A 26,955-nucleotide genomic window follows, 5' to 3' on the forward strand; every position below is an offset into this window, starting at 1 on the left:
CGCGGCCCTCCCGGCGATCCGCGCGCCGGACATGCCGAGCGCGATCGCCCCCGCCGTTCGGGTTCGCGTGGTCGGCGTCCTCGGCGATTACGGCGGCTGATGATCCTCGAACCAGAATGATGACTGGCGTCGCGAGATAGTTCCCACCGACGGCAAGGGAAAATGCGATGTCATGACGATACGTCCATTGTCCGAGCAAGCCTCCAGGAATGCCCACCGCGTCCGACGTGCCTGGTCAGGGTCCGTGTCGTACCGAAAGCTCCAGTCGGGGTATATGCATTGCATCGGCCAATGCATGAGATCGCCGGAAAACACTGCCCCTACGCCTCGAGATCTCAGGCCGATGGCTACGTGCCCCGGGGTGTGGCCCGGCGTCGGCTCCAGCCACACTTCGCCATCGAGTTCATAATCCATATCGACAAGCACAGCCCGACCAGCTTCGACAATTGGCAGCACATTGTCCTCATAGGTCCGTTCGTCGGCATCGCCGGAGGCGGCCTGTGCGGCCTCGAACTCGCGCCGCGCCATGATGTAGCGGGCGTTCGGGAATGTCGGTATCCAACGCCCGTCCACCAATCGTGTGTTCCAGCCGCAATGGTCGATATGAAGATGGGTGCACAGCACATAGTCGATCTGCTCGGGAGCAACACCTGCATTCGCCAGGCGCGCCAAAAAGGTGCCGTCATTGCGGCGATGCCAATGCGGAAAGTATGCGCACGTCTTGTCGTTGCCGACGCAACTGTCGACCAGAATGGTGTGGTGGCCGGTACGAACCAGAAAACTCTGGATGGGAAGAATAAGCCGGCCGGTTGCCGGCGATATCAATCGGGGCGTGAGCCAATGAAGATGCGGTTCGAGTGCTTCGTCGGTGCAGTCGGGGAACCATTCCGACGGCGTCCCCAGAGGGTCGCACATCTCCAGAATTCTGGTTACCCAGATATTCCCGATTCTCCAATCGTCCATTGATGCGATCCTTCTTCGATCGAGGACGGATCGCTAGAGATAACATTTGCGGCAAGACGGCGTCAGACATTTCTTCCGATACGAAGACGGAGGCGCTCGCGATGTGGCCGCGCTTACGATCGGGTCCAATGGTTAGATATTAACCACTAGTTATCTTGCAAGCAGGTGGAAACACTTGCAGCCCATAAAGCGTTGGAACAACAAAGAAAGGGGCGGTGAAAACCGTCCCTTTCTCTATTGCGATCAGTGAGCATTAACGTTTTGGGAGCGCCTCAGTCTGGTGCGACTGCGCCAGCAAACAAACGTTCAGGCGAATTCCCGAACGGGCTCCAGTCCGACGGCGCCGGCCAGACCGCCGATATCCTTGATTTCGGTATATTCGTAGAAGGGGTTCGCAGGCTCGTGGCCGCGGTTCACCCAGACCTTGCTCTTGATACCGAGATCATAGGCGGTCATGAGATCGTAGCGAAATGAGGACGACACGTGCGTAATGTCCTCCGGGCCGCAGCCTAGTTTGTCGAACATATATTCGAAGCTCTTCATCTGCGGCTTGTAGGCGCCCGTCTCTTCGGCCGTGATGACTATGTGAAAGGGTGCGCCGAGTTTCTCCACGTTCGACATGATCAGGCTCTTCATGGAGTTCGACAGGATCACCAGCGGAATCTCGTTGGCGACCTTGGCCAGGCCCGCCGGGACATCCGGGTGCGGACCCCATGTCGGCACTTCCGCATAGATGCGCTGGGCATCCTCGGGCCGGAATGCGACGCCGTTGCGCTTGCAGGTCCGTTCCACGGAATTGTGCACGACCTCGCTGTACGGCTTCCAGGCGCCAAGAACCTCATCGAGGCGATAGGCCGAGAAATCCTTGATGAACTGCGCCATCATAGCTGGGGAGAGCTGCGCGCCGTATGCGCGTCTCGCCGCGCCGGCCATGTCGAAGTTGGTCAGTGTACCGTAGCAGTCGAAGGTGATGTATTTCGGTCTGAACTGGGTCATGAGCGTCGATCCTTCCAATCCTGTCGGCACTGCGTGCCTTTAACAGCATGGATCATAATGAGGACCGGAGAAGACTAGTCGCCGCATTCGATGCGCCCTGAAGCAGATTGTTTTGTATTGCGTGAGAGCTTTGGCAGAGAGTTGCGCCTGAGTTCGTTTCGAGCTTCGGCGGGCGCGCGATCTCTCAGCCGTGCGTGGCATAAGATGCGGTGCCAGCGGCAAAGGAAAGTCAAAACGCCTATCGCTCAGGTTCTGGTCGGGAGGAACTGCTGCCCGCGGCAGCCTATCTTGGACTTAGAGAATTCAGGCCCGGAATGAACCATGACCGCGCAGCAGATCACGCTGGAAAACGAGCTGAAGGACGAAACCACACCACACCGGACTTATGCTCTCGTCAGTCAGGCACTGCGCTGAATCGGAGGAAGAAATGCTGGCAAACTCACTGATCGAACTCGATCGCGCACATCTGGTTCACCCGTTTTCATGCTATCGGAGCCACGAGGAGACGGGCGTACGGGTGCTCAAATCCGCCAAAGGCGCAACCGTGACCGATGCAAGTGGGAAAACCCTGCTGGACGGGTTCGCCGGTCTATGGTGTGTCAACATCGGATACGGCCAGGAAAGCGTCGTTGAGGCGGCCGCAAAGCAGCTAAGAGAGCTTCCCTATGCGACGGGATATTTCGGGCTGGGATCCGAGCCTGCAATTCGCTTTGCTGCCAGGCTTGCCGAACTGGCGCCCGGCGATTTGAACCATGTCTATTTCACGCTTGGCGGTTCCGACGCAGTCGACAGTACGATCCGCTTTATTCGCTATTACTACCATGCCAAGGGTACGCCGCAAAAGGACCAGTTCATCTCGGTTGAGTATGGCTACCATGGATCCTCGACGGCAGGGTCAGGTCTGACAGCGATCCCGGCCTTCCATGCGGGTTTCGGCGTGCCATACGACTGGCAGCACAAAATTCCTTCGCACTACGCCTATCGCAATCCGGTCGGTTCCGACCCGCAGGCGATCATCGATGCATCGGTCGCGGCCCTGCGGGCCAAAATCGCGGAACTCGGCGCCGGCCGCGTTGCGGCCTTCTACGCCGAACCGATCCAGGGTTCGGGCGGTGTCCTCGTCCCACCGACAGGTTGGCTGAAGGCTCTGCACGCCGTGTGCAAGGAACACGCCATTCTGTTCGTTGCCGACGAAGTTATCACTGCCTTTGGCCGTACCGGCCCCCTCTTCGCGTGTGAGGAAGACGAGGTCGTGCCGGATTTCATGACCACGGCGAAGGGACTGACCTCGGGCTACGTGCCCATGGGCGCCGTCTTCATGTCGGACCACGTGTACAATACGATCGCGGACGGAGCCGGCAAAGCGGCCGTCGGCCATGGCTATACCTATTCGGCCCATCCCGTGAGCGCGGCAGTTGGGCTCGAATGCCTGCGTCTTTATGAAGATGGCTTGCTCGAGAATGGGCGCAAGGCGGGCAAGCGCTTGATGGAAGGCCTTCGCTCGCTCGCCGACCACCCGCTGGTTGGCGACATCCGCGGTCGCGGTATGCTGGCAGCAATCGAGTTGGTCATCGACAAGGAGCGCAAAACGCCGCTGCCCACGGCGGCCGATCCGGGGCGCCGCATCTTCGAGCGCGCGTGGGCGAACGGCCTTGTCATCCGCGCCTTCAACAGCGGCATTCTCGGCTATGCGCCGCCGCTCTGCTGCACGGACGACGATATTGATGGAATCCTCGAACGCACCCGGATGACGCTGGACCAAACCCTCGAAGATAAGGATGTGCGGGCAGCGATGAAGGGCTGATCAGCGGCCGCATTGTATCGACCAAGGCTAAACTCACGCCGTCCGGGTCTTTCGCATGTTTCCCCGCCTAAGTATCGGCCCAGACGCTTCTTTCTCCGCTATACGAACGGCTCCGAGAACGACATTCAACGCCATGTGGCCCGGCCCAAGATTTCCGGCGAAACCCGCTTACAGGCAGGACGCACCTGTCGTGATATCTTCCTGGCCAAATGAAAACCGCTAAAACCTCCGGCCCTCCTTTTGGGACTAGCTTGGCGATCGGCTCGGCGTCACCGAGGCTTCACGTCCAATACTTGCCAAACCTGGTCAGCGGCGGTTTCGCATCCCACTGATCGACTTTTGCCCCTGTCACCCATCGCGCAGCAAAGATGATGGTCCGGCGATTTGTCTCCACGAATCGTCGACCTCGCATCGGCCATTCTGAAGCTCAGCGAGGTCGATCGTGACTCGTTGCACGGCGAGTTCGGGTCTCTTCGGCCTGGAGCCCGCCATTGAGACAATTCCCGCTCGCTCAAGGGCCGCCAAGGAGCGGGATACGTTCGGCTGCGGACGCGCCGCCAACCTGCACAGTTCCGTGATGCTTTGCGGTCGATACCGATGGATCAGCGCCACCAGCCGACAATTCTCAGGGGTCAACGCCCGCAGAACCTCTTCCGGCGTGCACGACTGAGCCATTGGTTCAGGGACCACCAGATGCCCCGCCGCCTGAGCCGTCGCCGCCGCCATCACTGTCGTGCGTGTTTTCCTCAGTAAGGATGCTTTCCAAGTAAACAATGGCCTCGACGAAAGACGGAAATGCCTCTTTTACCCTGTCGAGGCTTTCCTGAACCTTGTCTGTTTTCAGGTCAAAACCGTACCGATGCCTCACCAGGTAACGGAATCCCTTTAGCTCACTCAAGGACTGACAAAGCTCGGGGTCGAGCACAGCCGGCCGGATGCCTGCAATTTCCGCCGACATCTGATCGAGGACGTCCTGGTGCATCGTAGGCCCTTGGGGAACGAGGCCGTCTATGTCGTTGGAGAGGCTGAGCAGGATGTCCTCGATGCCATTGTAGACATTGTGGACTCCCAGCGAAACTGCTGCGACCGCGCCCCATTCGCCGCGTGACAGCTCACTCCGATGAGCCGCCAGATATTCCTCGATTTGCTGCAGTTCCTTCGCAGCGCGGTCGATTTTTGGCGACAGTTTTGCGAATGCCGGATGCTTAAACGCTGTCATTAAGCAATTCCTGCACTCGTTCGGACGAAACGTCTGAGGCAAAGATCAGGTCACAAGGAATGTTCGTTCCCCGAAGCTGGTCTGCGACCAAGCGCTCTACCATGGCCCGGCGCGCGGGATCAGTGCGTCCGTGCACCAGCAGATCTACGTCCGAGTGGACGCGGAAACGGTTTTTCGCGAGGGATCCGACAACGGAGATATCGACGCCGCGGGCTTTGGCGTTCCGGAGAATACGCGATACACAGGCTCGCGCGGTCTTCCGGCGATCGTCAGCTCTTCGGTGGATCAAAGTGTTGATCTTGTTCATCTTTTCGCCTGTTGCCTTTGGTGACCCGAGGCGAGATTGTCGCAACTCCGCAAGCTGTGCGTGCTACCTGCCTATATATCATCGTATGATATATTCAAGCCATTTGACGAGGACAAGGCGAAAACAGGCGTTCGCTGGAAATGTCCAGATGCAGTCGAAGTTTTTAGGCTAAGCGCCGTTCAGGCGAGTGGCAATGACGGCCTCCGCCGAATCGTGACACCGTCATTCGACAAATGCCGCGCGCGCAACAAGATGGAGCTTGGCACGAGCGCCGCCGCTTGAGGACCGAGCCGGAGCAGCTTTCTCATTTGTCGAAAATGATGTCGAGAGGCAAATGGGATTTCACGATCGGTGACTTCAGCACGACGAAGCTGAAATATTTGTCGATTCCGATATCCAATTCGATCATGCGCTCCATGATCGTCTGGTACTCGCTGATGCCCGCTGTGACAAACTTCACAAGATAGTCGTAGCCGCCTGAAACCAGATGGCATTCGATGACAGAATCGACTTTCTGAATTGCGGTGAGAAATCTCGCGAAGTCGTTCTGTTGATGGTGCTTGAGCGTGACTTCGGTGAAGATCGTTAGAGTCTGTCCGAGCTTGGACACATCGATCTGGGCGGAATAGCCGGTGATGAAGCCTTCCGCCTGAAGCTTCTTCACCCGCATCAGGCAAGGGCTCGGCGAAAGGTTGACCAGGTCGGCAAGCTCGACATTCGTGACCCGCCCGTTCTTTTGCAGTTGGGATAAGATCTTGATGTCGATCCTGTCGAGCTTCATTGGAAACCTGTCACAGGTTCGAACCGCGGATCGCCCGACAGACGGCGTCCGTCACCTCCTGCGTGGTCGCTGTCCCTCCTACGTCCGGCGTCAGCACGCCTTCACTCGTCACCGCTTCCACAGCGCTCATCAACCGCACGGCCGCTGCGCTCTCGCCCAGATGTTCGAGCATCTGGGCAGCGGTCCAGAAGGTGGCGACCGGGTTGGCAATACCTTTGCCGGCGATGTCGAATGCCGAGCCGTGAATTGGCTCGAACATCGAGGGATAGCGCCGCTCGGGATCAATGTTGGCGGTCGGTGCAACGCCGAGACTGCCCGCGAGCGCGCCTGCAAGGTCCGACAATATGTCGGCGTGAAGATTGGTGGCGACGATCGTATCGAGGCTCCGAGGTTTCAACGTCATACGCACTGTCATAGCATCGACTAGCATCTTGTCCCACGCGACGTCCGGGAATTCCTGCGCCACCTCGGCTGCGATTTCGTCCCACATTACCATGCCGTGACGCTGCGCGTTGGATTTCGTAACAACTGTCAGGAGCTTTCGCGGCCGTGACTGCGCCAGCCGGAATGCATAGCGCATGATGCGGGTGACGCCGACGCGCGTGAAGATCGCGACCTCGGTTCCGACTTCCTCGGGGAGTCCGCGATGGGCGCGGCCGCCGTGGCCCGAATACTCGCCCTCGGAATTCTCCCGCACGATCACCCAATCCAGATCGCCAGGGCCAACGCCCGCCAGCGGCGAAACAATCCCGGGCAATATCCTGGTCGGCCGCACGTTGGCGTACTGATCAAAGCCTTGGCAGATCGGCAGCCGGAGGCCCCAGAGCGTGATGTCGTCAGGCAGATCGGGGGCGCCCACCGCGCCAAAGAAGATGGCGTCGAAGCGCTTCAGTTGCGCCACCCCATCTTCGGGCATCATCCGACCATGGACCTTGTAATAGTCTGAGCCCCAGTCGAAGTGCTGGAGGCGCAGCTTGAAGTCGCCGCAGCGCTGCTGCAGCGCCTCAAGCGCCTGGAGACCTGCGGCAATCACCTCTGGGCCGATCCCGTCGGCCGGAATGGCGGCAATCTCATATTCGCGCATCGTCACTTCCCTGTTTTTTGGTGCTGGCCGCCTGGTGACCTCAATCTCGTGTGCGATCGATTGTATGTTGGCAAGACGGTCTTCTCAGAATTCAGCGACCTTGCCCCACGCAGCAGTCTTCAGGCGCTCGGGCCTATAAGGACGCGGATCGACGATAGGCTCGCTGCCTGTAATGATGTCGGCGATCATATGCCCCGCGCCGGGGCCAATCCCGAAGCCGTGACCGCTGAATCCCGCCGCCAGGATGAAGCCCGGAATCCCCTCCACTTCGCCGACTGCGGGAATGCCATCGGGTGTACTGTCGATATAACCCGCCCACACATCGGAGATCGCGACGCGTTGGAGTTCGGGGATCAACTCGCAGGCTCTTCGATATGTCAGCCGAATCTGTCCCATGTCGGGCTTCGGGTCGAGAATGCGGTTCCGTTCCATTGGCGTGATCTCGTCGAGGGCCCATTTGCGCAGGTTTTCATGGCCTTGACGCCAGCCCTCTAAGGCGCCAGGGGCGAGATTGCGCCACCGGCGGGCGAACATAGGTACAAACTCGCGGCCGAACCTGAACTGCTGCGGCGTTGGATCGACACGCGCCCGCCCGCTGATCGCCAGCGCGTATCCACCGTTGCTACGCCGCGTCAGAGAGACGCGCGTGGTATGCAGGGCATCCGGCAGGCTGCTTGCGCCGGGTGCCACGGCCAGAATGGACGAACGCACGGCAGCTTGCGGGAAACGCACACCAAGTTGGTTGCAGAAGGAAGAAGCCCACGCGCCCCCGGCCATGACAACAGTCTTTGTAGGGATGGTGCCCGCTTCGGTCACCACAGCGCTCACCCGGCCGGCGCTCAATTCCAGCCCGCGCGCCGCGCAATGCTGATGTACGGTGCCGCCCGCCGCCATGATGCCGCGCGCCGCAACCGGCACTGCCTTGGAAGGATCCGCCGTTCCGTCAGTTGGCGAGAACACGCCACCTTTCCATTTGCGGCCCGTCGCTTTGCCCCGTTCGGTGGCTTCTTCCGCGCTCAGCATGTGCGTGGTGATCCCGACCGTTCTCGCAAAATCGCGCCACTTCGCCCAGCCTGCCAGCTCATTTTCGTCTTGTGAGAGATAGAGGAGCCCGCAGCGGCGAAAGCCGGTGTCTTGGCCGGTCTCCTGTGCCACCTTCTCCCAGAGGTCGAGACTCTTGGTCGCCATCGGCAGCTCGCGCGCATCGCGGTTCTGCTGGCGGCACCAGCCCCAGTTGCGGCTGGACTGCTCGGCCGCGATGCGCCCCTTCTCGACCAGGGCGACCTTGAGGCCGCGGCGCGCCAGATAGTATGCGCTGAACACGCCCACCACGCCGCCGCCGATAACGACGACGTCCGCCTCGCGAGGGAGGGAATGGCTGCAGTCGATGTGCATGAGCGGCGCGGGCATGGATGGGACTCCGGTAAGTTGAAGCATCCTAACCTGCCGCCCGCAGAGGCAGGCTGCGGAGTTTGTGCCTGGACGGAATATCCTGCGTTTAGCAGCCTCCAGGACAGGCAATTATTGCGCGAAAAGCTCGCTGCGAGCCAAGCAGGAGTACACTTCATGCAGTCGCGTCATCTGCGGTATAAGCGGCACACGGCGCAGTCGTCGACCTTGATCGGCAGCGCCTTGGCCGACATTGTGATGGGCCGCACGGTCACCAATCCGCTCGGCGGCATGGCCTGCACATGTGCCGATGTACACCGGAAGGCCTTGGTCCTATCCCTCTTGGGCGCGTATTGCCGGATGAAGGATATGGTTGCCTGATCCCGGTTTCCGCGCCGAAACGGGAACAGAGTGAAATGCCGAACTGGATGTTCTTTTCAGAAGTTCCTGCCGCGCGAGGGCCAAGTTTCGAAGACTCTGCGGAAACAGAACAGTCAAACTGGCTGGAAGAACGGAGCCACCCTTCCTTATGGCAGGCAGGCTCCAGAGGACATCCGACAGGCAGGGCTTGCCCCGTCGGAGAGTTCTCCAAGCAAAAAGGGAACAGAGTCCGGTACACGGACCGGATTTCATAAGGGAACCGCCAGGATGAGCAGAACCCGTCTCTCGCAGACTCAGCGCGCGAAGCGCCGAGAAGGCCAGACTGCGGCCGCTACGCTGAGGCGCTTCTGCTCAAAGGGCGATGATGCAGTCCGCAATAGGGTGGACGCGCTCGGTTGAAAGGGGAGGTGATCTCGATGGTCGCAAGCATCCAGGCTGTAGCCCCCCACGATGTGGCGCTTTCGGTGCGCGATCTCACGGTGAATTTGCCGCAAGGCATGGAACGGACCCATGCTGTCAAGGACATTTCCTTCGATCTGAAACGCGGCCAGATACTCTGCATCATAGGCGAGTCCGGATCGGGTAAGTCGGTCACGGCGAACGCGATCATGGGGCTACTGCCCAAGGTGATCCGCCTCTCATCGGGAATAATCCAGCTGGAGGGGATAAACATCATCGGCATGTCGCCCGACAAGCTGCGCAACCTGCGTGGACGGGTCGTGTCGATGATCTTTCAGGACCCGCTCTCGGCGCTCAATCCCCTGATGACGGTGGGCGCGCAGATTGACGAGGTCATGGCCGCGCATGGCTTCGGCACGCCACAAATCTGTCGAAACCGCGCTATCGAGCTGCTCACTGAAGTAGGCCTGCCAGATCCCGAACTCATGTATCACCAGTACCCTTTCCGGCTTTCGGGCGGGCAGCGGCAGCGCGTCATGATCGCCATGGCGTTGGCGCTCGAGCCGACGGTGCTGATTGCGGATGAACCAACCACCGCGCTCGACGTCACCACCCAGGCTCAGATCCTGCAACTAATCCGTGACATTCAGCGGCGCAAGGGCATGAGCGTGATGTTCATCACCCACGATTTCGGCGTGGTGGCCGAGATCGCCGACAGCGTCGTGGTGATGGAAAAGGGCCATGTCGTCGAACAAGGCAGCGCCGAACAGGTGTTGAAGTCGCCCAAGCACCCTTATACCCAGCGCCTGATTGCAGCCGTACCGCATTTGACCGGCGAAGATCGCCCTCGTCCGGAGGCTGCCAGCAAGGAGCCGATCCTGAAGGTTGAGGGTCTGGTGAAGACCTATCGCGGCGGCAGCGCGCTGTTCGGCGCGCAACGAGTTGTGACAGCGGTCAACGAGGTGTCGTTCGAACTGGCGCCCGGCCGCACGCTGGGGGTCGTAGGCGAGAGCGGTTCGGGGAAATCCTCGCTCGGCCGGCTCCTGATCAAGCTGCTGGACAGTGACGGCGGCGGGATCTTGTTCGAGGGCTGTGACATAGCCAAGCTTTCCGAAGCGAAGTTCCGCCCGCTTCGACCGCGGATCCAGATGATCTTCCAGGATCCCTTCGCTTCTCTGAATCCACGCTCGACGGTCGGCCACATCATGACGGTAGGTCCGGTGGCGCACGGGATGCCTTATGCTCAAGCGCGCGATAAAGCGCGTGCACTTCTGGCACATGTCGGTCTCGATGCCGGCGCTTTTGGCCGCTACCCGCACGAGTTCTCGGGTGGGCAACGCCAGCGCATCGGCATCGCTCGTGCGCTGATGTTCAAGCCGAAGCTGTTGATTGCCGACGAGGCGGTCTCCGCACTCGACGTGTCGATCCAGGCGCAGATCCTGCAGCTTCTGGACCAGATCCAGCGCGAGACGGGCGTGTCAATGGTCTTCATCACGCACGACCTGCGCGTCGCCAGCCAGATCTGCGACGAAATCGCGGTGATGCAGAAGGGCCGGATCGTCGAGCGCGGGCCGCCCTCGCAAATATTCCTGAACCCGCAGGCAGCCTACACCCGCCAACTGGTAGCGGCAATTCCAGGAGAGCGGCCGGGCAATGCCCGTCCAGTAGCAGCAAACGCATAAGAAATAACAAGAGAGGAACTACCATGACCAAAAATTCATCGACTACGTCCAACTACTCGAGGCGCGAAGCGCTGCGACTGATGGCGATAGGTGGGGCTGCAGGCCTCATCGCGCCCAATCTGTTGGGCAAGCCCGCCTTCGCCAAGACCCCTCCTGCAGGCCCGGCCGGTCGCGTCATCGTCGGCCTCTCCCAAGAGCCGACCGTGTTCAATCCGCTGATGGCGCATATCGAAGTCGATGACGCGGTCCATTTCTCGGTTTTCGACGCGCTGGTCCGCATGGATCCCCAAGGTGGCCTACATCCAAACCTCGCAGCCGAGGTGCCAAGCCAAAAGAACGGCGGCATTTCGGAGGACGGTCTCAACTGGCGCATCCGGTTGCGTGACAATGCCCGCTGGCACGACGGTGAGCCCTTCACGGCCGAGGACGTGAAATTCACCCTTGAACTCATCACGAACCCGAAGTTTCGCGCTTGGCGCACGAGCGGCCATTCGCTCGTGCAGGACATCACAGTGGTTTCGCCCACCGAGATCACATGGCGGATGAAGGAGGCTTTTGCGCCCTATCTTTCGTTCTTGGCCGAAACGTTCATCGTGCCCAAGCACATTCTGGAGAAAGAGGCCGATCCGAATACAGCCGCCTTCAACCAGGCGCCGGTCGGCACCGGCGCATTCAAATGGAGCCAGCGCGTCGCAGGTGATCACATCGAGCTCGTCGCCAATCCTGAGTACGCGGGCGAAGGCCCCTATGTCGAGCAGCTCATCTTCAAATACATCCCCGACATGACGGTGCTCTACACGCAGTTCAAGAGCGGCGACGTGGACCTGGTCGATCAGTCGTACATCACCGCCGACCATTATACTGAAGCCCGCGAACTAGCAGACCGCGTGGTGACACTTGAGACCGGGTCATCCCTGGAGTCGATCTACCTCAATTTGGGCCGCCCGCAGTTCAAGGAGTTGGCAGTGCGCCAGGCGCTCTACGCCGCCTTGGATAGGAAAGCGATCGTCGACACGATCTATTACGGCGTGGGCACTCTCACCGAGACCTTCATGCCGAAGGAGTCCTACTACTACGACCCGAACCTGCCGGTTCAGGAGTTCAATCTGGACCGGGCGCGCCAAATCCTTGATGAGGCCGGCTGGGCGCCGGGGCCGGATGGAATCCGCGCCAAGGATGGGGTGCGACTGTCCTTCTCCAACTCGACAACTTCTGGCAACAACCTCCGCGAGCAGACGCAGCAGTTCCTGCAGCAGACGTTTGCCGAGATCGGCGTCGAGATGACGATCTCGAATTTGCCGGCTGCAGTTATGTGGGGCGAGTTCTGGCTGAAGTCGCAATTCGACACCGCAATGGTGGGCGTCACCTATCTGATTGCAGCGGACCCCGACGCCACAAACCGGCTCCATACGAAGGCAATCGCCGCTCAAGGCGGACACGGTTCGAACACCGGGCAATATTCCAACCCTGAGGTCGATGCCCTGCTCGAAAAGGGCGCTCGCAGCTTCGATCCGGAAGAACGACGCGGGATCTATAATCGCGTGCAGGAAGTGGTGCGCCATGATCTGCCCTTCCTGCCGCTGTTCGCGTACACAATCGTCCTCGGGCGCAAGAAAGGGTTGGACGGCTTCGAGCCCAACGCCAACACCCGCACCGCGTCGTGGGATGCCGCAGCCTGGCAGTGGAAGGCCTGATCCACGCAGTTGCCGCCGCCCCGCCGATTCCGCCGCGGCGGCGGCAACAGACTAAAATCATCAACCCACAATGGAGGGACTCGAATGCGCGGCTTCCTGCTCAATCGCCTCTCGCAGAGCCTGGTGCTGCTTGTGATCGTTTCGATCATCGGCTTCGGCATTCTGAACCTCCTTCCCGGCGGCCCGCTGGCGCAATTCGGGCTCGATCCCGGAATGACCCAGCAGGATATCGAGCGTCTCAAGGGGCTGCTGGGCCTCGATCGACCCATATGGATCCAATATCTGGACTGGGCATGGCGGCTGGTGCTGGGCGACTGGGGTCACTCCTTCCGCGACGGAGCGCCGGTATTGGAGGTGATCGGCAGCCATCTCTTTGCCACGCTGCTGCTGATGGGGTCCTCAACCGCAATTGCGATCTCCATTGGCGCCTGGATTGGGATCCGAGGCGCCACGCGCCGCTACTCGCTGTTCGATTATCTTGCAACTGTCGGGGCCATGGTTGCGTTGTCGGTCCCCACCTTCTGGTTCGGACTCGTCGGCATCTACGTCTTTTCCCTGAAGTTGGGTTGGCTGCCTGCGGGTAATATGTCCGAGATCGGCGACGCCTCGATCCTGGGCTACCTCCACCATCTGATCCTGCCAAGTATCGTGCTGTCGCTGGTCCATGTCGCGATCTGGAGCCGCTACATGCGGACGGCCACTCTCGACGCCATTAGCCAGGACTTCGTCAAGACCGCTCGGGCCAAGGGGTTGAGTGAACGCCGGATTCTGATGAAGCATGTCGTCGGCAACGCACTTTTGCCGATGATTACCTTGGCCGGGATGCAGCTTCCCAGTGTCCTCACTGGCGCGCTCGTGACCGAAACCGTCTTTACCTGGCCAGGAATGGGACGGTTGTTCCTCGATAGCCTTGGTTACAGCGACTATCCGGTTGTGATGGGGCTGCTGATGTTCTCCGCCATTCTCGTTCTGATTGGAAACCTGATCGCCGACATTGTCGTCGCTATTGTCGATCCGCGCATTCGTCTGGCTTGAGCGCGCAACTTCCCCGACAGGAGACAGCCGATATGACCGCTTTCACCGCAAATGCAGCTCCAAGCCGATGGGGAAACAACCGCGCGGCACGTCGTTTCATGCGGCATCGCTTGGCGCTGCTCGGGTTAGCGATGATCATCTTCCTGAGCCTCGCTTGCGTCCTCGGCCCCCATCTCCTGCCTTATAACTCACTGTACATCGATCTGCGGGCCCGCTTTGCCCCTCCGCTGACGGGCTACCACTTTCTAGGTACCGATCCGCTTGGCCGCGACGTGGCGGCAAGGCTTTTGATGGCGGGACGAATCTCGCTGCTGGTCGGTTTCTTTGCCATGGTTTTGTCGACACTCATCGGCACCCTGGTCGGCGTAATTGCTGGCTATCGCGGCGGCTGGGTCGGGGCCACGCTGATGCGCACGGTCGATGGATTCCTGTCATTCCCATCGATCTTTCTGCTGCTGGCGCTGGCTGCCGCACTGAAGCCCAGTCCTGTGATGATCACCGTCATTATCGCTCTCACCAGTTGGATGGAGGTTGCCCGCATAGTCGAAGCGGAAGTCCGCTCGTTACGCGAACGCGAGTTCGTCCTGGCCGGGCGAATGCTGGGATTGAGTGGCACCCACATCATGTTCCGCGAGATACTGCCCAACGCCATGGGGCCGATTATCGTCGCTTCCACCTTGACGGTCGCGCGCGCCATTCTCATGGAAGCCTACATCAGTTTCCTCGGCTACGGGATCCAGCCGCCACTGCCCAGCTGGGGCAACATGCTCAATGGCGCCCAGCAATATCTGGGCAGCGCACCTTGGCTGGCAATCATTCCCGGAGCTGCAATCACCATCGCCGTAACCAGTTTCAATTTCATCGGTGACGGGCTGCGTGATGCGCTCGACGTCCGAGACGACCACATCTGAAGTTTCACCGACCGTAGATTACCCCTGCAATGCAGCGAGAAGTCAGCCACGTGCAAGAGCCTCATATCGCCGACAAGAACACACCCTACTGGTGGGAAGCAGCGCCCGTCATGCCGCTGCCGCGGCAGCCGGTCGCAAAGAACCTTGACGTGGCAATTGTCGGCGCCGGTTATGCCGGGCTTTCGGCCGGGCTTGCGCTGGCGCGCGAAGGACGCTCGGTCGCAGCCTTTGATGCGATGAATCCGGGCGAGGGTGCTTCCACCCGCAACGGCGGGATTACGAGCGGGACCATCCGGCCGGACTATGCCACGATCACCCGGCGCTTTGGGGAAGAGAAGGCCATGGCGATCGAGGCCGAGGGCAAGGTCGCACGCGAATTCCTCTACGACTTCATCAAGACCGAAGGGCTCGACTGCGACTTCCGACTGGTTGGCCAGTTCAAAGGCGCTTTCGGATATGAACAGTATGAGAAGATGGCACGGGGCGCCGAGACGCTGGCGAAGAAACTGGGGATCGAGTCCTACGCGGTTCCGCATGCCGAGCAGCGAAATTATATCGGCACCGACTTCTACCGCGGCGGGACTGTTCGGATGGACATTGGCGGGCTGCACCCCGCAAAATTCCATGCTGAGCTCCTGCGGGTGGCGCTCGCATCCGGGTTGACGGTTCATTCGCATACAGTGGTCAAGTCGATCGAGAGGAACGGTTCGGGCTTCCGTGTCGCGACTTCGGCAGGGACGGTGGATGCACGGCAGGTTCTGGTCTGTACCAACGGCTATACCGACGGCGCCGCTCCCTTCCTGCGCCGCCGCCTGGTTCCGGTTCGCAGCCGGATCATCGTGACCGAAGAACTTGCGCCCGATATCATGGCGCGGCTGATGCCGAAGCTGATGACGATCACCGAGAACCGGCAACTCGGTTTCTATTATCGTCCCTCGCCCGACGGGAAACGTATCCTGCTGGGGGGCCGTGACAGTTCCCGCGTCGGCGATCCGGCGGCGCCGAAACTTCTCCTTCGCAAGGGCCTGGTGAACCTTTTCCCGGAGTTGGAGAACGTGCGCCTTTCGCATTGCTGGTTCGGCAACGTGGCGATGAACCGAGACATGCTGCCCCGCATCTTCGAGAAGGGCGGTGTGGTCTATGCCTCCGGCTTCTGCGGTTCGGGCGTGGTCTGGGCGCCCTGGATTGGCATGCGTGCGGCCCACAAGTTGATGGGGCATGGCGAGCAGTCGCGCACTGCGTTCGACTTTCGACCGCCTTCGGCCGTCCCGCTCTATCGTGGCAATCCGTGGTTCATGCCGGCGATTATCCAGGGCTATCGGTTGCAGGACCGTATCGCCTTCTGGCGCGCCAGACGCTAGTCGCCGACATCCGGGGCGATCCGTGGTTCATGCGGGCAACCCTTTGGCGCGCCCGCCGCTGACACGACTGCAGGATCGCGCGAGGTCACCTTGTTGCCGGAGAGTGTCGAAAAATCCGTCGGGACTGGGCCTGGTGCGAAACTGATCAGCGGTGGGACGCCTTTGCGCGGATCAGCGCGTCGGCCATGTAGAGGTCCTGCAGGGAGATGCCGGAACTGTCGAAGACCGTGATCTCATTGTCGAAGCGGCGGCCGAGCGCACGCCTTTCAATAACGTCGCCGATTGGTGTTACCGCGAGCACGCCGGCGTCGATTTCGTCGCGCACGTATTGGAACTCGCCGATCTGGACGGACTGGGAAAGCAGATCACAAAACAGACGTGCCTTCGGAAATAATTCGCTCGGCAATTCGCGTTTACCCGGAGCATCCGACCCGATGCTGACGATATGGGTTCCGGGTCCCACCCAAGCGGCATCGAACAGCGGTTCGCGTGCGGGTGTCGCCGTCACCACGATGTCGGCCGTGCGCACGGCTTCTTCCGGCAAGGCAGCGCGCGCCTTCAGTCCCCTTTCGCCGATCTGATCGACAAAAGCGTCGCGCCGCGGCGAAGGCCGGGCCACGACCAGCACGGTTTCGATTGGGCGGATGCGTGCCAGCGCCATCACTTCGAAGCTCGCCTGGTTGCCGGCCCCGAAGATCGCCAGAACCTTGGCTTGCTTGCGCGCAAGAAGATCGGCCGCAACCGCGTCGGCGGCGGCCGTCCTGTAGGCGTTGACCTTCCCGGCCTCGACTACGGCGCCGAGCCGACCTGTATGCTGATCGAGCAGCACGATGGTCGAGTTGTGGCGGGGAAGGCCACGTGTCGGGTTGCCCGACCAGAAGGAGCCAATTTTCACGCCGGTCAGCTCGCCCGACGAACCGGATTTGATTGAGAAGGTATTGGTCACCTCCTGTGTGCGCCCGAGAACGGCCGGAAAGACCCAGCTCTGCCGCGATGCTGCCGCCACGAGAGCCTCGCGCGCCGCCTCGAAAGCAAGTTCATGCGTGACGAGGTCGGCTGACTCCTCTTCGCTGATGTAGATCATCCAAAATTCCTCCTGGGCATCGGCGATCGCGGGCAACCACGAAGCGGCGATTCAAGGTGCCAGGTATTCCTCGCCCGATTTGCACGATTTGGCATGCCGAGGAACTGCATAAAACGAATAATACCGCTGATTTGCAGGGGCAAAACAGCAGCGAAATCTGTCCGCCGGGCGCGACTCTAAGATCCGACTTCAATCCGATTCTGGATCAACTGACAGCGTTGCACCTTATGGCTTTTGAGCATGACAGAGATGTCGTCAGCGCCCCGATCGAGCTGATGAAATTGGAAACCCGCCATTTGCCGGGCGCACTGAAGCTGTCGCAGGAGATCGCCTGGCCCTACCGTCAGGAGGATTGGGAATTTGCCCTGATGGTCGGCAATGGCCTGGTCCTTGAGCGGGCAGGACAGGTGATTGGCACGGCCATGTCCTGGTATTACGGACAGTCCTATGCCTCGGCCGGGATGATCATAGTTACTGGGTCCGCGCAAGGCGGTGGCAACGGCGCCCGGCTCTTTGATGGATTGCTTGAGGCGACACACGGTCGCAACCTGCTGCTCAACTCAACCGAGGAGGGGCTGGCGCTCTACAAGCGACGCGGCTTCACTGCCTGGGGCACGGTGCTTCAGCACCAGGGCTCGCTGGCTGTCGCCGTGACGCGGAGTACCCGCGACGACATCCGTCAAGCGACAGCCTCTGACCTCGCGGCAATCCAGGCCTTCGACGAACGGGCCACGGGCATGCCCCGGCTGCCGATGGTGGCTGCGCTCGCCGATGTGGGCAACGCATTGGTCATTGAGCGCAGGGGACGGATTGCAGGCTACGCTGTCGCGAGGAGGTTTGGCCGCGGCTATGTCGTCGGCCCTTGTGCAGCCGAGAGCGACCACGACGCGCGGCTTCTGATCCTGACCCAGCTTTCGAAGCTTCACAATCAATTCGTTCGCATCGACGTCTATGCCGAGGATGGATTGGGCGACTGGCTTGCGAGCCTTGGCCTGCAGCGGTCCGGCACTGCGACCGCCATGGTCAAAGGACAACGACCCGTCGCCGAGGGGCCAGCCCATATGTATGCGTTGGCAAACCAGTCGTTCACTTAGGAAACGAGACTATGAATAAGATGGCGGCAAACCTGGCGGTGAGCGAGACGGCTAGGACGATCGACGCCTTGGTCACCCCGGCGCTGCTTCTCGACCGTGGGCGGCTCGAGCGCAACATCAAGGGTCTGGCTGAGCGCGCCAGGAAGCTTGGCGTGGTGCTGCGCCCGCATATGAAGACGGCCAAGAGCATCGATGTCGCCCGATACGCGTTCCATCACGAACGCGGTCCGATCACGGTCTCGACCATCGCCGAGGCAGAGTATTTCGCGGGCCATGGCTTTCGAGACATGACCTACGCGGTCGGCATCTCGCCGGCCTCGGCCAAGCGGGCCATGGAGCTTTGTCGCCGCACCGGCGCTGATGTGAAGCTGTTGCTCGATTCGGTCGGTCAGGCCGATGCCCTGGCCAGCGTCCGCGAAGCCATCGGTATGACCCCATCTGTTTTCATCGAACTGGACTGCGATGACCATCGCGGTGGCTTGAGGCCGGACGACCCGAAATTGCTCGACGTGGCCGGCAGTGTCGTCGCGGCCAGTGCCAAACTCGTCGGCGTTCTCGCCCATGCAGGCGAATCCTATGGCTTGAACACGCCCGATGCGCTGGTCAAGGCAGGCGAGAACGAGCGTTCAGCCACGGTGCGCGCCGCTGAAATCCTGCGCGCCCATGGCCACGCCTGCCCGATCGTCAGCGTCGGCTCAACGCCGACAGCGCATTTCGTCGACAATCTCGAGGGGGTCACGGAGCTGCGCGCCGGGGTCTACATGTTCTTCGACCTGGTCCAGCACGGCGTTGGGGTGTGCGAACTCGACGACATCGCGATTTCCGTATTGGCCACGGTGATCGGGTCCAAGCCGGAAAAGGGATGGGTGCTGGTTGACGCTGGATGGATGGCGCTTTCGCGCGACCGGGGAACCGCAAACCAGCAGATCGACCAGGGTTACGGCGTGGTCTGCGACGAAAAGGGGCGGGTGCTTGAAGATGTGATCGTGGCCCAGGCCAGCCAGGAACACGGTATTCTCGCCATTCGTGCCGGCTCTGGAAAGTCCATGCCCGAGTTGCCGCTCGGGACTCGGGTCCGCATTCTGCCCAACCATGCGTGTGCGATGGCCGCCCAGCATGATTTCTACAGCGTTGTCAACGGGGACAGCCCCAAGATTGAAGCGCGTTGGGAGCGGATGCGCGGCTGGTAGGCGCGCGACTACGCTCGGATGTCGCCCCACTCAATCAACACTGGTGGTCAAGAAAATGAAGTTTACCTCTTACTGGCTGGATACGTCTCAGCCGTTCAATGAAGGGTCGTCCAGACCGCTCGAAGGCCACTACGACGTGGCGATTGTGGGCGGCGGCTTGACCGGCTCCTCCGCCGCGCTGGCCCTTGCCAAAAAGGGCGCCCGGGTTGCCATGTTGGAGGCCGAAACGATCGGCAATGCCGCGTCCGGCCGCAATGGCGGCATGTGCAACAACGGCTTTGCCCAGAACTATGCAATCATGGCTGGCAAGCACGGCAAGCCGGCCGCAAATGCGCTCTACAAGGCTTTTGACACCGGCGTCGATATGGTCGAGCGGCTGGTGCAGGAAGAGAAGATCGACTGCAGCTTCTCCCGCGTCGGCAAGCTCAAGCTTGCCGCCAAGCCCGAGCACTACGACGTGCTGGCGCGCAGCCAGGAACTACTGGCTGCCAATGTCGATCCCGACACCAGGATGATTGCGCGTGAGGACCTGGGAACCGAAGTCGGCACCAACCGCTACCATGGCGGGCTGCTCTTTCCCAAGAGCGCGGGCATGCATGTCGGCCGGTTCGTCCGGGGCCTCGCGACCGCCGCTGCCCGGCGTGGCGCAGAGGTCCATGAACGCTCGCCCGTCATGGCGATGCGCAAGGTTTCAGGCGTGCATGAGGTAACGACGCCAAAGGGCAAGATCGTCGCGCGGCAGGTCCTGTTGGCAAGCGGCATTTCCCAGGTTGGCCCGCTCGGCTGGATCCGCCGGCGCATGATCCCGGTCGGCGCATTTCTGATCGTGACCGAGCCGCTGTCGCCCGACCACCTTAGGCGTCTCATGCCGACTGGGCGCATGGTCGTCGACACGCGCAATCTCGTTGTCTACTGGCGGCTCACGCCGGACAATCGCCTTCTGTTCGGCGGGAGGGCGCGCTTTGCCGTGTCCAACCCTCAATCCGACGAAAAAAGCGGCCGGATACTCAAGGCGGCGATGGTCGAGGTCTTTCCGGAACTGGCCGGCACCAGCATCGACTACTGCTGGGGCGGCATGGTCGATATGACCCGCGATCGCCTGCCGCGCGCCGGAGAGCGCGATGGCATCTATTACTCGATGGGCTATAGCGGACACGGGACCCAGATGTCGACGTTGATGGGCACCATCATGGCCGACGTCATGGACGGGCGCCCCGAGCTCAATCCCTGGAAGGATTTCGACTGGCCAGCGATCCCCGGTTATTTCGGGCGCCCCTGGTTCCTACCGATTCTCGGCGCCTATTACCGCATGAAGGACCTTGTAGGGTGATGACGCCCCTCGAACACCTGGCCCGCAACGGCCACCTGGACAAGTTCTTCTTCGACGGTCAATGGGTTGAGCCGAGCGGCACCGCGACGGGCGTCGTCGTCAATCCCGCCACAGAAGAGGTTGTGAGCCAGTTTCCGCTAGGAAATGGCGAGGACGTTGACGCGGCCGTTGCAGCGGCTCGCAGGGCATTCGCCTCCTGGAGTCGGACCACGCCAGAAGACCGCGCGGGTCTGCTCGATCGCCTGCAAGCGCTGCTCGAGGCGCGCGGCGAACTGCTGGCTCAATGCCTGAGCCTCGAAATGGGCGCGGCGATCGGCTATGCGCGCAGCGCCCAGGTGCCGCTGGCGATCACGCATGTTAAGGTCGCTCGCGATGTGCTGACAGACTTTCGCTTCGTCAAGCAACGGGGGCAAACCGCCGTCACCCACGAACCGATCGGTGTCTGTGCCTTGATCACTCCGTGGAACTGGCCACTTTACCAGATCACCGCCAAGGTTTCGCCGGCGCTCGCTGCAGGCTGCACCGTCGTGCTGAAGCCGAGTGAGCTTTCTCCCTTGGACGCCCTGCTGTTCGCCGAGGCAATCGAGGAAGCCGGCTTCCCTGCCGGGGTTTTCAACCTCCTGCAAGGTGATGGTCCAGGCGTGGGTATGGGTCTCGCCTCCCATCCGGATGTCGACATGATCTCCATTACCGGGTCCACCCGCGCGGGCATTGCGGTGGCCCAGGCGGCAGCGACGACGGTCAAGCGTGTCGCGCAGGAGCTGGGCGGCAAGTCGCCGAACGTGATCCTGCCGGACGCAGATCTCGATCGCGCCGTTTCTCTGGGCGTAGCCGCCGCCTTCCGCAATCTCGGCCAGTCATGCAGCGCCCCGACGCGCATGATCGTGCCACGCTCGCTGCTCTCCGAGATCGAGGCAATCGCCAAAAGGGCCGCAGCCCAGATCGTCATTGGCGATCCGCTTTGCGAAGCCACAACTCATGGTGCAATCGCAAACCGTGCCCAATTCGACCGCATCCAAACCATGATCGGCGTCGGCATTTCTGAGGGCGCCAGGCTTCTCACCGGCGGACCGGGCCGTGCGCACGATCTGAACGTCGGGTTCTATGTGAGGCCGACCATCTTTTCCGACGTGCGCACGACCATGCGCATTGCCCAGGAAGAGGTCTTCGGGCCAGTTCTCTGCATTATCCCCTACGACACAATCGAGGAGGCCGTCACCATCGCCAACGACACGGTCTACGGTCTGGGGGCCCATGTGCAGGGCCAGGATGTGGACGCCGTCAGGGACGTGGCCTCGCGGATCCGCTCCGGTCAGGTGCATCTCAACTACCCGGCCTGGGATCCGCACGCCCCGTTTGGCGGTTTCAAGCAGTCCGGAAACGGACGCGAATATGGGATCGAGGGCATGTTGGAGTATCTCGAGGTAAAATCCATACTCGGCTATTTCTAGGCCCTGGGCCTGTCCGTGGCTTTCGACGGTCGGGAATAGCCGTCGGCTCACAAGTTCTTGCTCGGTACCCTGGCGCGCTTGCTGCGAGCCCACGCGATGACGCGTGCGTGCTCGTCCGCCATAGCCGCGTCGAAGCGGCTGTCGCCACTGAAAGCCAGGGCAAGTGCATTTGCGCAGAGTTCGGCGTCCCGGAAGCATCGCCGATGCCTGCGCAGTGACTGCGTCCTTGTTATAGCCAGCATCGTCAACAATCGCCCAGCCTGGCCCGTATGGCTTGCTGGGCAACGCTGCGCCACCGAGTGGCCTCTCGCGCCTTGCTGCGCCAAGAAGGTCGGCGAAGGCAGGCCATCCCGGCTCCGATCAAGAGCCCCGCGCGCCAGCCGGCCCACCAAGGTTGCCGCGATCACCCTTGATGTCGTAGAGCCTACGGTCGGCGGTTAAATTGGTGGAGAAGAATATATGCCAGAGCACCCGAAACTCGTCTCGACTGCCAAGTCGCATGGCGGCGCCCAGCATGTTTACTCTCATCTTTCGACGAGCTGCTCGTGCGAAATGACGTTTGCCATTTTCGTGCCTCCGCAGGCACGGGAAAGCCGTTGCCCCGTGGTGTGGTACCTCTCCGGGCTCAGCTGCACCCATGCGAATGTAATGGAAAAAGGCGAATACAGACGTATTGCCGCCGAACTTGGCTTGATCGTTGTCTGTCCCGACACCAGCCCGCGTGGTGCCGACATTCCGGATGAAAAGGACAATTGGCAGTTCGGCAGCGGCGCCGGTTTCTACCTCGACGCGACGCAAGAGCCGTATGCCAAGAACTATCGCATGTATTCCTATATCGTCGAGGAGCTGCCAGCCGTGATCGGGCGCGAATTTCCCGCCGATATGGCGCGCCAGTCGATCTTCGGCCATTCGATGGGCGGGCATGGCGCGCTGACGATCGCACTGAACAATCCCGCGCGTTTCAGAAGTTGCTCGGCCTTTGCGCCGATCGTGCAGCCAAGCACAGCCGGCTGGTCGAAGCCGGCTTTCGAAAAATATCTCGGCCTGGATGAGGCGTCGTGGCGGCGCTACGATGCCACTTCGCTCATCGAGGATGGACACCGTTTCCCGGAATTCCTGGTCGATCAGGGAACGTCAGACGGTTTCCTCCAGGAGGGCCTCAGGCCTTGGCTGCTCGAAGACGCCTGCTCCAAGGCAGGCATTCCGTTGAAATTGCGCATGCAGGACGAATACGATCACTCCTATTTTTTCATTTCGACATTCATGCATGACCATATCACGTGGCATGCCGAACGGCTTTCACGAGGGTAGGCCGTAGGAATAGGTCGGCAGTCAGGCGGGCTCGGTGACGACGCCGATGCGCCGGTAGACGAATGGTTCGTCCTTCGAAGGAACCGTCGCAGCGCGCTGGGCCTCGTCGATCAGCATTGCCATGCGCGCATGGATCGGCGATTTCGCGCAAGCCGGGTCCGTCGCGGCGGCATCGCCGGCGATTGCCATCGCCTGGCAGCGACAGCCGCCCCAGTCGATCTCGCGCCGCTCACAGTTGCGGCAGGGCTCCTGCATCCAGTCCGTGCCTCGAAAGGCATTAAATGCCGGGGAATCGGTCCAGATCGCGGCCAGGCTGCGTGATCCAAAACGCTCGAAGCCGAGCGACGGTATGGTCTGGGCGGCATGGCATGGCAGTACGGTGCCGTCTGGCGTCACCATGAAGGCGTCGCGCGCCCAGCCGCCCATGCACGGCTTGGGATAGATGGCGAAATAATCCGGCGTGACGAAATCGATGTTCATGATGCCGGTGAGCCGTTCGCGCGCCGCCGCGACGATCTCCGCCTGGCGGTCGACGGCAGCACGCTCGGGCATCAGTTGATCGCGATTGGTCAGCGCCCAGCCGGCGTACTGCACGTTGGCGATCTCGAGACGCTCCGCACCCAGCGAAAGGGCCAGATCGATGAATTCCGGTACCTCCTCGATATTGTGGCGATGGATCGGCGCGTTGATGGTAAGCGGCAAGCCGGCCGCGCGAGTGCGGCGTGCCGTTTCCAGCTTCTTTTCGTGGCTGCCCCTGTGATTGCCGATGCGCTCGGTGGTCGCCGGCCGTGCGCCTTGAAAGCTCAGTTGCAGATGATCGAGCCCGGCTTCGGCAAATGCCTCGATGCGGCCATCCGCAATGCCGACGCCGGCGGTGATCAGGTTGGTGTAGACGCCGCGCGCCGAAAGCCCGGCGATCAATTGCTCGAGATCGCGACGCAGCGTCGGTTCACCGCCGGACAGATGCACCTGGAGAACGCCAAGGTCGGCCGCCTGCGAGAACAAGTCGAGCCAGCTCTGCGTGTCGAGTTCGCGATTAGCCTTCAGCAATTCGAGTGGATTGGAGCAATAGGGGCATTGCAGCGGGCAGCGATGCGTCAGTTCCGCAAGCATGCCGATCGGGGGGAGAGGGGGCTCGCTCATAGCTTCACCAGCAGCTTGTCAGACCATTCCTGCAGGAAGGCGATGACATCGGCTGCCACAGCCTCCTGTTCGGCATCATAATCTGCGGCAAGGCCGGCAATGATGTGGCCGACCGTGGACCGCCCATCGCAGCGGCGCAATATGTCGAGGCTGATGTCGTTTGGCCAGAACACCTTTTCGGGCGACAGCACGGCGAACGCCTGGCGCACGGGGTCATACTGTATGCGCACGTGCTTCGGCAGCGATGGAACCGACTGCAGCGACACTATGGCTCTTTCGCGCAGTGCCATCATTGGGTTGCCTCCGGGCGGAAGGCGCCGGGCGGGATATTGCCCGGCTCGCCATAGGCGTGTTGAAGCGCGTCGAGCATGGCCCAGAGTATATCGCATTTGAACACCAGTGCATCGATCGCCTGCTGCTGGCGTTCTGCCGTGTCGGCACGTTCGAGCACATAGGCGAGGGCGAAGTCGGCGTCGCGCGAGGCCTGTTCGGGCCGTCGGGTGAAATAGGCCAGCGTGTCCTCGGTGATATAATCGTATCTGGCCAGCATCGCGGGTACCCGCTCGCCGATGATGAGCGGCGAGAACATCTCGGTCAGCGACGACGCGACCGCCTCCAGCAGGGTCCGGTTCGTGCAAAAGGAGAGGTAAGCGCCAACCGCAAAACGTGTCGCCGGCAGGGCCAGCCTCTCGCTCTTCACCGCGTCGGCATCGAGACCGAGCGAGGTCGCCAGGTGCAACCAGCGCGCAATACCGCCGCTCCAGCCGTCCTCGCCGTCATGATCCTCGATGCGTTTGCGCCAGGCGGCGCGAAACGCCGGATCCTCGGCATGAGCGAGGATCATGGCGTCCTTGCGCGGAATGACAGCCTGATAGCAATAGCGGTTCAGCGCCCAGGCCTGCATCTCGGTCCTCGACAGCGCACCGCTGGTCATCCTGTGATGGAAAGGATGGCGGTTGTGATAGCGCTCGGCACCGACCTGCCGCAGCACGGCTTCGAGCTCGCTTGAGGACAGGCCGTTGCTGGCTGCGTCGTGGAAATCACTCAAAGGTCCATCTCCATCCCGTCGCGGGCCACTACCCAGCCAGCCGCTTCGACTGCTGCATGCTCGGCAGAATTCTCGTCCAGAACAGGATTGGTGTTGTTGATGTGGACGAAGACACGGCGGCCAATCCTCACATCGGCCAAGCCGGCGATCGACCCTGCGTCTCCCGACATTGCCAGATGCCCCATGCGCGCACCGGTCTTTTGGCCGACGCCGGCAGCAATCATCTCGTCGTCGGCGAAGACCGTGCCGTCGAACAGAAGGCATGCGGCATCGGCTAGACGCGTGCGCAGGGTCGCATCGATGCGGGCGCAGCCGGGGATGTAGAAGACGGAGCCGCGACTGCCGGCACCGGCGATACGGACGCCGATTGTATCGCCGGCATCGGAGCTGAAATTGGCATCCGGCTGGCCTCTTTCTTCGAGATAGAGGGCTATCTTCCCGGGCACGGGAAAGCTCTCGACAGCCACCCCGGTGTCGTGGCCGTCTGCGTCGCAGATCGACAGTTCTTGCGCCGGCGGCAAGATGCGTCGCGGCACAAGCGCCGGATCGAGGACATTGAAAATCGAATTCGCCTCCAGCGTCGCCAGAACCTGTGTCGTTGCATAGATAGCGAAAGGCTGCCGCTCACGCAGGCTGAGCAGGCCGGCCACATGATCGACATCGGCATTGGTCAGCACCACCGCGCGAATAGGTGTCGAGCGCAGCGGCGCATCGTGCGCGGGCTGCAATTCAGGCGTTGCCGCGATCTGCTGGCGAATGTCGGGCGAGGCGTTGAACAGAACCCAGCCGAGTCCATCCGCCGACGCGGCGACACTCGATTGGGTTCGTGAATGCACGCCAGCTACCCCGGTGCGAGCCGCACGGCTCAGACGATAATTGCAGTTCCATTGCGGAAAGCCGCCGCCGGCCGCCGATCCGATGATTCTCAAGCGCATGAAAACGCCCGCCCCGCGGCTTCCCTGACCAGCAGCCAATTTGCAGCCGCAAAAAATGCCCCGCCCGCTTTGCGCGCCTCAAACTCTTTCACGAAAATCCCATACGGCAAGGGGATGCGTGCCCCTGTTGCCAGGGACACGCACCTCTGCGGCCTACTTCTTGGGAGTAATTTCAGCAGGCAGATACCGCGAAATTTCAAAGCCCGCAGCAACCTGACACATGGTCGGTTTAGTCCAGCTCTTCTTCATAACATTTCTCCTCTTCTACCAGCCCGAAGGGGCCGATCCGGTGGTTAGCCAACCATTGCAGGGCACCGAAGCAATGGCTCGTCCATCACGTTCTCAAAATGGACAAATGAACGC

General features: G+C 61.2%; 25 protein-coding genes. 12 read left to right on the forward strand and 13 right to left on the reverse strand.

The genetic code is table 11. The features are described from left to right. Positions 1–87: 87 nt before the first annotated feature. Together NKJ20_RS13845 and NKJ20_RS13850 are read right to left on the reverse strand one after the other, a co-directional pair. Positions 88–963 carry an MBL fold metallo-hydrolase gene (locus NKJ20_RS13845; protein ID WP_352532727.1) on the reverse strand — a complete coding sequence of 292 codons (876 nt, stop codon included), beginning with the start codon at positions 961–963 and terminating at the stop codon, positions 88–90. 306 nt (positions 964–1,269) lie between these two features. Beyond that, positions 1,270–1,959, reverse strand: coding sequence for a haloacid dehalogenase type II (locus NKJ20_RS13850; protein WP_352450642.1), 690 nt, complete (start codon positions 1,957–1,959; stop codon positions 1,270–1,272). Between the two features lie 427 nt (positions 1,960–2,386). Between NKJ20_RS13850 and NKJ20_RS13855 the strand changes: the two genes are divergently transcribed. Beyond that, positions 2,387–3,763 (forward strand): aspartate aminotransferase family protein, encoded by a 1,377-nt coding sequence (locus NKJ20_RS13855; protein ID WP_352744650.1) that lies wholly within the window; start codon positions 2,387–2,389, stop codon positions 3,761–3,763. A gap of 348 nt (positions 3,764–4,111) precedes the next feature. On the opposite strand, the gene NKJ20_RS13860 is transcribed toward NKJ20_RS13855, so the two are convergent. The 6 genes from NKJ20_RS13860 to NKJ20_RS13885 form a co-directional block, all read right to left on the reverse strand. Then, the gene (locus NKJ20_RS13860; protein WP_352744652.1) at positions 4,112–4,489 is read right to left on the reverse strand and encodes an HVO_A0114 family putative DNA-binding protein; all 378 of its coding nucleotides are present in this window, start codon (positions 4,487–4,489) and stop codon (positions 4,112–4,114) included. Continuing rightward, the gene (locus NKJ20_RS13865) at positions 4,443–4,982 is read right to left on the reverse strand and encodes a ribonuclease toxin HepT-like protein (RefSeq protein WP_352744653.1); all 540 of its coding nucleotides are present in this window, start codon (positions 4,980–4,982) and stop codon (positions 4,443–4,445) included. The genes NKJ20_RS13860 and NKJ20_RS13865 overlap by 47 nt, the downstream gene beginning before the upstream one ends. After that, positions 4,969–5,289, reverse strand: a complete 321-nt coding sequence (locus NKJ20_RS13870; RefSeq protein WP_352450646.1) for a nucleotidyltransferase domain-containing protein — start codon at positions 5,287–5,289, stop codon at positions 4,969–4,971. The genes NKJ20_RS13865 and NKJ20_RS13870 overlap by 14 nt, the downstream gene beginning before the upstream one ends. 304 nt (positions 5,290–5,593) lie before the next feature. Next, positions 5,594–6,070: an Lrp/AsnC family transcriptional regulator gene (locus NKJ20_RS13875; protein ID WP_023678802.1), complete on the reverse strand. Its 477-nt coding sequence runs from the start codon at positions 6,068–6,070 to the stop codon at positions 5,594–5,596. A gap of 10 nt (positions 6,071–6,080) precedes the next feature. Then, positions 6,081–7,154, reverse strand: a complete 1,074-nt coding sequence (locus NKJ20_RS13880) for a tartrate dehydrogenase (protein WP_352593981.1) — start codon at positions 7,152–7,154, stop codon at positions 6,081–6,083. Between the two features lie 84 nt (positions 7,155–7,238). Beyond that, a complete protein-coding gene (locus tag NKJ20_RS13885; protein ID WP_352744655.1) occupies positions 7,239–8,564 on the reverse strand; it encodes an NAD(P)/FAD-dependent oxidoreductase in 1,326 nt (441 codons plus the stop codon). 156 nt (positions 8,565–8,720) lie between these two features. On the opposite strand from NKJ20_RS13885, the gene NKJ20_RS13890 reads away from it, so the two are divergent. The 6 genes from NKJ20_RS13890 to NKJ20_RS13915 all read left to right on the forward strand — a co-directional run bounded on the left by NKJ20_RS13890 (position 8,721) and on the right by NKJ20_RS13915 (position 16,006). Next, positions 8,721–8,924 (forward strand): hypothetical protein, encoded by a 204-nt coding sequence (locus NKJ20_RS13890; protein ID WP_352744657.1) that lies wholly within the window; start codon positions 8,721–8,723, stop codon positions 8,922–8,924. Positions 8,925–9,340: 416 nt separating this feature from the next. Then, entirely contained in the window at positions 9,341–11,005 is a 1,665-nt protein-coding gene (locus NKJ20_RS13895) for an ABC transporter ATP-binding protein (RefSeq protein WP_352744660.1), read from the forward strand. 23 nt (positions 11,006–11,028) lie between these two features. After that, positions 11,029–12,699 (forward strand): peptide ABC transporter substrate-binding protein, encoded by a 1,671-nt coding sequence (locus NKJ20_RS13900; protein WP_352450650.1) that lies wholly within the window; start codon positions 11,029–11,031, stop codon positions 12,697–12,699. An 84-nt stretch (positions 12,700–12,783) separates the two neighbouring features. Then, on the forward strand, positions 12,784–13,734 hold the full coding sequence (locus tag NKJ20_RS13905) for an ABC transporter permease (protein ID WP_352744664.1): 951 nt from the start codon (positions 12,784–12,786) through the stop codon (positions 13,732–13,734). A 32-nt stretch (positions 13,735–13,766) separates the two neighbouring features. After that, complete coding sequence (locus NKJ20_RS13910; protein ID WP_352450652.1) at positions 13,767–14,645, forward strand: ABC transporter permease; 879 nt, start codon at positions 13,767–13,769, stop codon at positions 14,643–14,645. 29 nt (positions 14,646–14,674) lie between these two features. After that, complete coding sequence (locus NKJ20_RS13915; RefSeq protein WP_502902806.1) at positions 14,675–16,006, forward strand: NAD(P)/FAD-dependent oxidoreductase; 1,332 nt, start codon at positions 14,675–14,677, stop codon at positions 16,004–16,006. Between the two features lie 145 nt (positions 16,007–16,151). Here NKJ20_RS13915 and NKJ20_RS13920 read toward each other — a convergent pair whose 3' ends face one another. Next, positions 16,152–17,090, reverse strand: coding sequence for an ornithine cyclodeaminase family protein (locus NKJ20_RS13920; RefSeq protein WP_352744670.1), 939 nt, complete (start codon positions 17,088–17,090; stop codon positions 16,152–16,154). Between the two features lie 56 nt (positions 17,091–17,146). Between NKJ20_RS13920 and NKJ20_RS13925 the strand changes: the two genes are divergently transcribed. The 5 genes from NKJ20_RS13925 (at position 17,147) to fghA (ending at position 23,466) form a co-directional block, all read left to right on the forward strand. Next, complete coding sequence (locus NKJ20_RS13925) at positions 17,147–18,184, forward strand: GNAT family N-acetyltransferase (protein ID WP_352744673.1); 1,038 nt, start codon at positions 17,147–17,149, stop codon at positions 18,182–18,184. Between the two features lie 11 nt (positions 18,185–18,195). Then, positions 18,196–19,374 (forward strand): alanine racemase, encoded by a 1,179-nt coding sequence (locus tag NKJ20_RS13930; RefSeq protein WP_352744676.1) that lies wholly within the window; start codon positions 18,196–18,198, stop codon positions 19,372–19,374. Between the two features lie 55 nt (positions 19,375–19,429). After that, positions 19,430–20,704 carry an NAD(P)/FAD-dependent oxidoreductase gene (locus NKJ20_RS13935; RefSeq protein WP_352744679.1) on the forward strand — a complete coding sequence of 425 codons (1,275 nt, stop codon included), beginning with the start codon at positions 19,430–19,432 and terminating at the stop codon, positions 20,702–20,704. Further along, the gene (locus NKJ20_RS13940) at positions 20,701–22,155 is read left to right on the forward strand and encodes an aldehyde dehydrogenase family protein (RefSeq protein ID WP_352638002.1); all 1,455 of its coding nucleotides are present in this window, start codon (positions 20,701–20,703) and stop codon (positions 22,153–22,155) included. The genes NKJ20_RS13935 and NKJ20_RS13940 overlap by 4 nt, the downstream gene beginning before the upstream one ends. Before the next feature lie 459 nt (positions 22,156–22,614). Next, positions 22,615–23,466, forward strand: a complete 852-nt coding sequence (gene fghA / locus NKJ20_RS13945; protein ID WP_352646211.1) for an S-formylglutathione hydrolase — start codon at positions 22,615–22,617, stop codon at positions 23,464–23,466. 21 nt (positions 23,467–23,487) lie between these two features. On the opposite strand, the gene pqqE is transcribed toward fghA, so the two are convergent. Genes pqqE through pqqB form a run of 4 tightly spaced genes read right to left on the reverse strand, consistent with a single transcriptional unit; the run spans position 23,488 to position 26,592 of the window. Further along, positions 23,488–24,609 (reverse strand): pyrroloquinoline quinone biosynthesis protein PqqE, encoded by a 1,122-nt coding sequence (gene pqqE / locus NKJ20_RS13950; protein ID WP_352620316.1) that lies wholly within the window; start codon positions 24,607–24,609, stop codon positions 23,488–23,490. Next, the gene (pqqD, locus tag NKJ20_RS13955; protein ID WP_352450661.1) at positions 24,606–24,902 is read right to left on the reverse strand and encodes a pyrroloquinoline quinone biosynthesis peptide chaperone PqqD; all 297 of its coding nucleotides are present in this window, start codon (positions 24,900–24,902) and stop codon (positions 24,606–24,608) included. Before pqqD ends, pqqE begins: the two co-directional genes overlap by 4 nt. Beyond that, on the reverse strand, positions 24,899–25,657 hold the full coding sequence (gene pqqC, locus NKJ20_RS13960) for a pyrroloquinoline-quinone synthase PqqC (protein WP_352744682.1): 759 nt from the start codon (positions 25,655–25,657) through the stop codon (positions 24,899–24,901). The genes pqqD and pqqC overlap by 4 nt, the downstream gene beginning before the upstream one ends. Next, positions 25,654–26,592, reverse strand: a complete 939-nt coding sequence (gene pqqB / locus NKJ20_RS13965; RefSeq protein ID WP_352744684.1) for a pyrroloquinoline quinone biosynthesis protein PqqB — start codon at positions 26,590–26,592, stop codon at positions 25,654–25,656. The genes pqqC and pqqB overlap by 4 nt, the downstream gene beginning before the upstream one ends. Positions 26,593–26,955 lie beyond the last annotated feature (363 nt).

Source organism: Mesorhizobium sp. M0185, assembly GCF_040322175.1.
GTDB lineage: Bacteria > Pseudomonadota > Alphaproteobacteria > Rhizobiales > Rhizobiaceae > Mesorhizobium.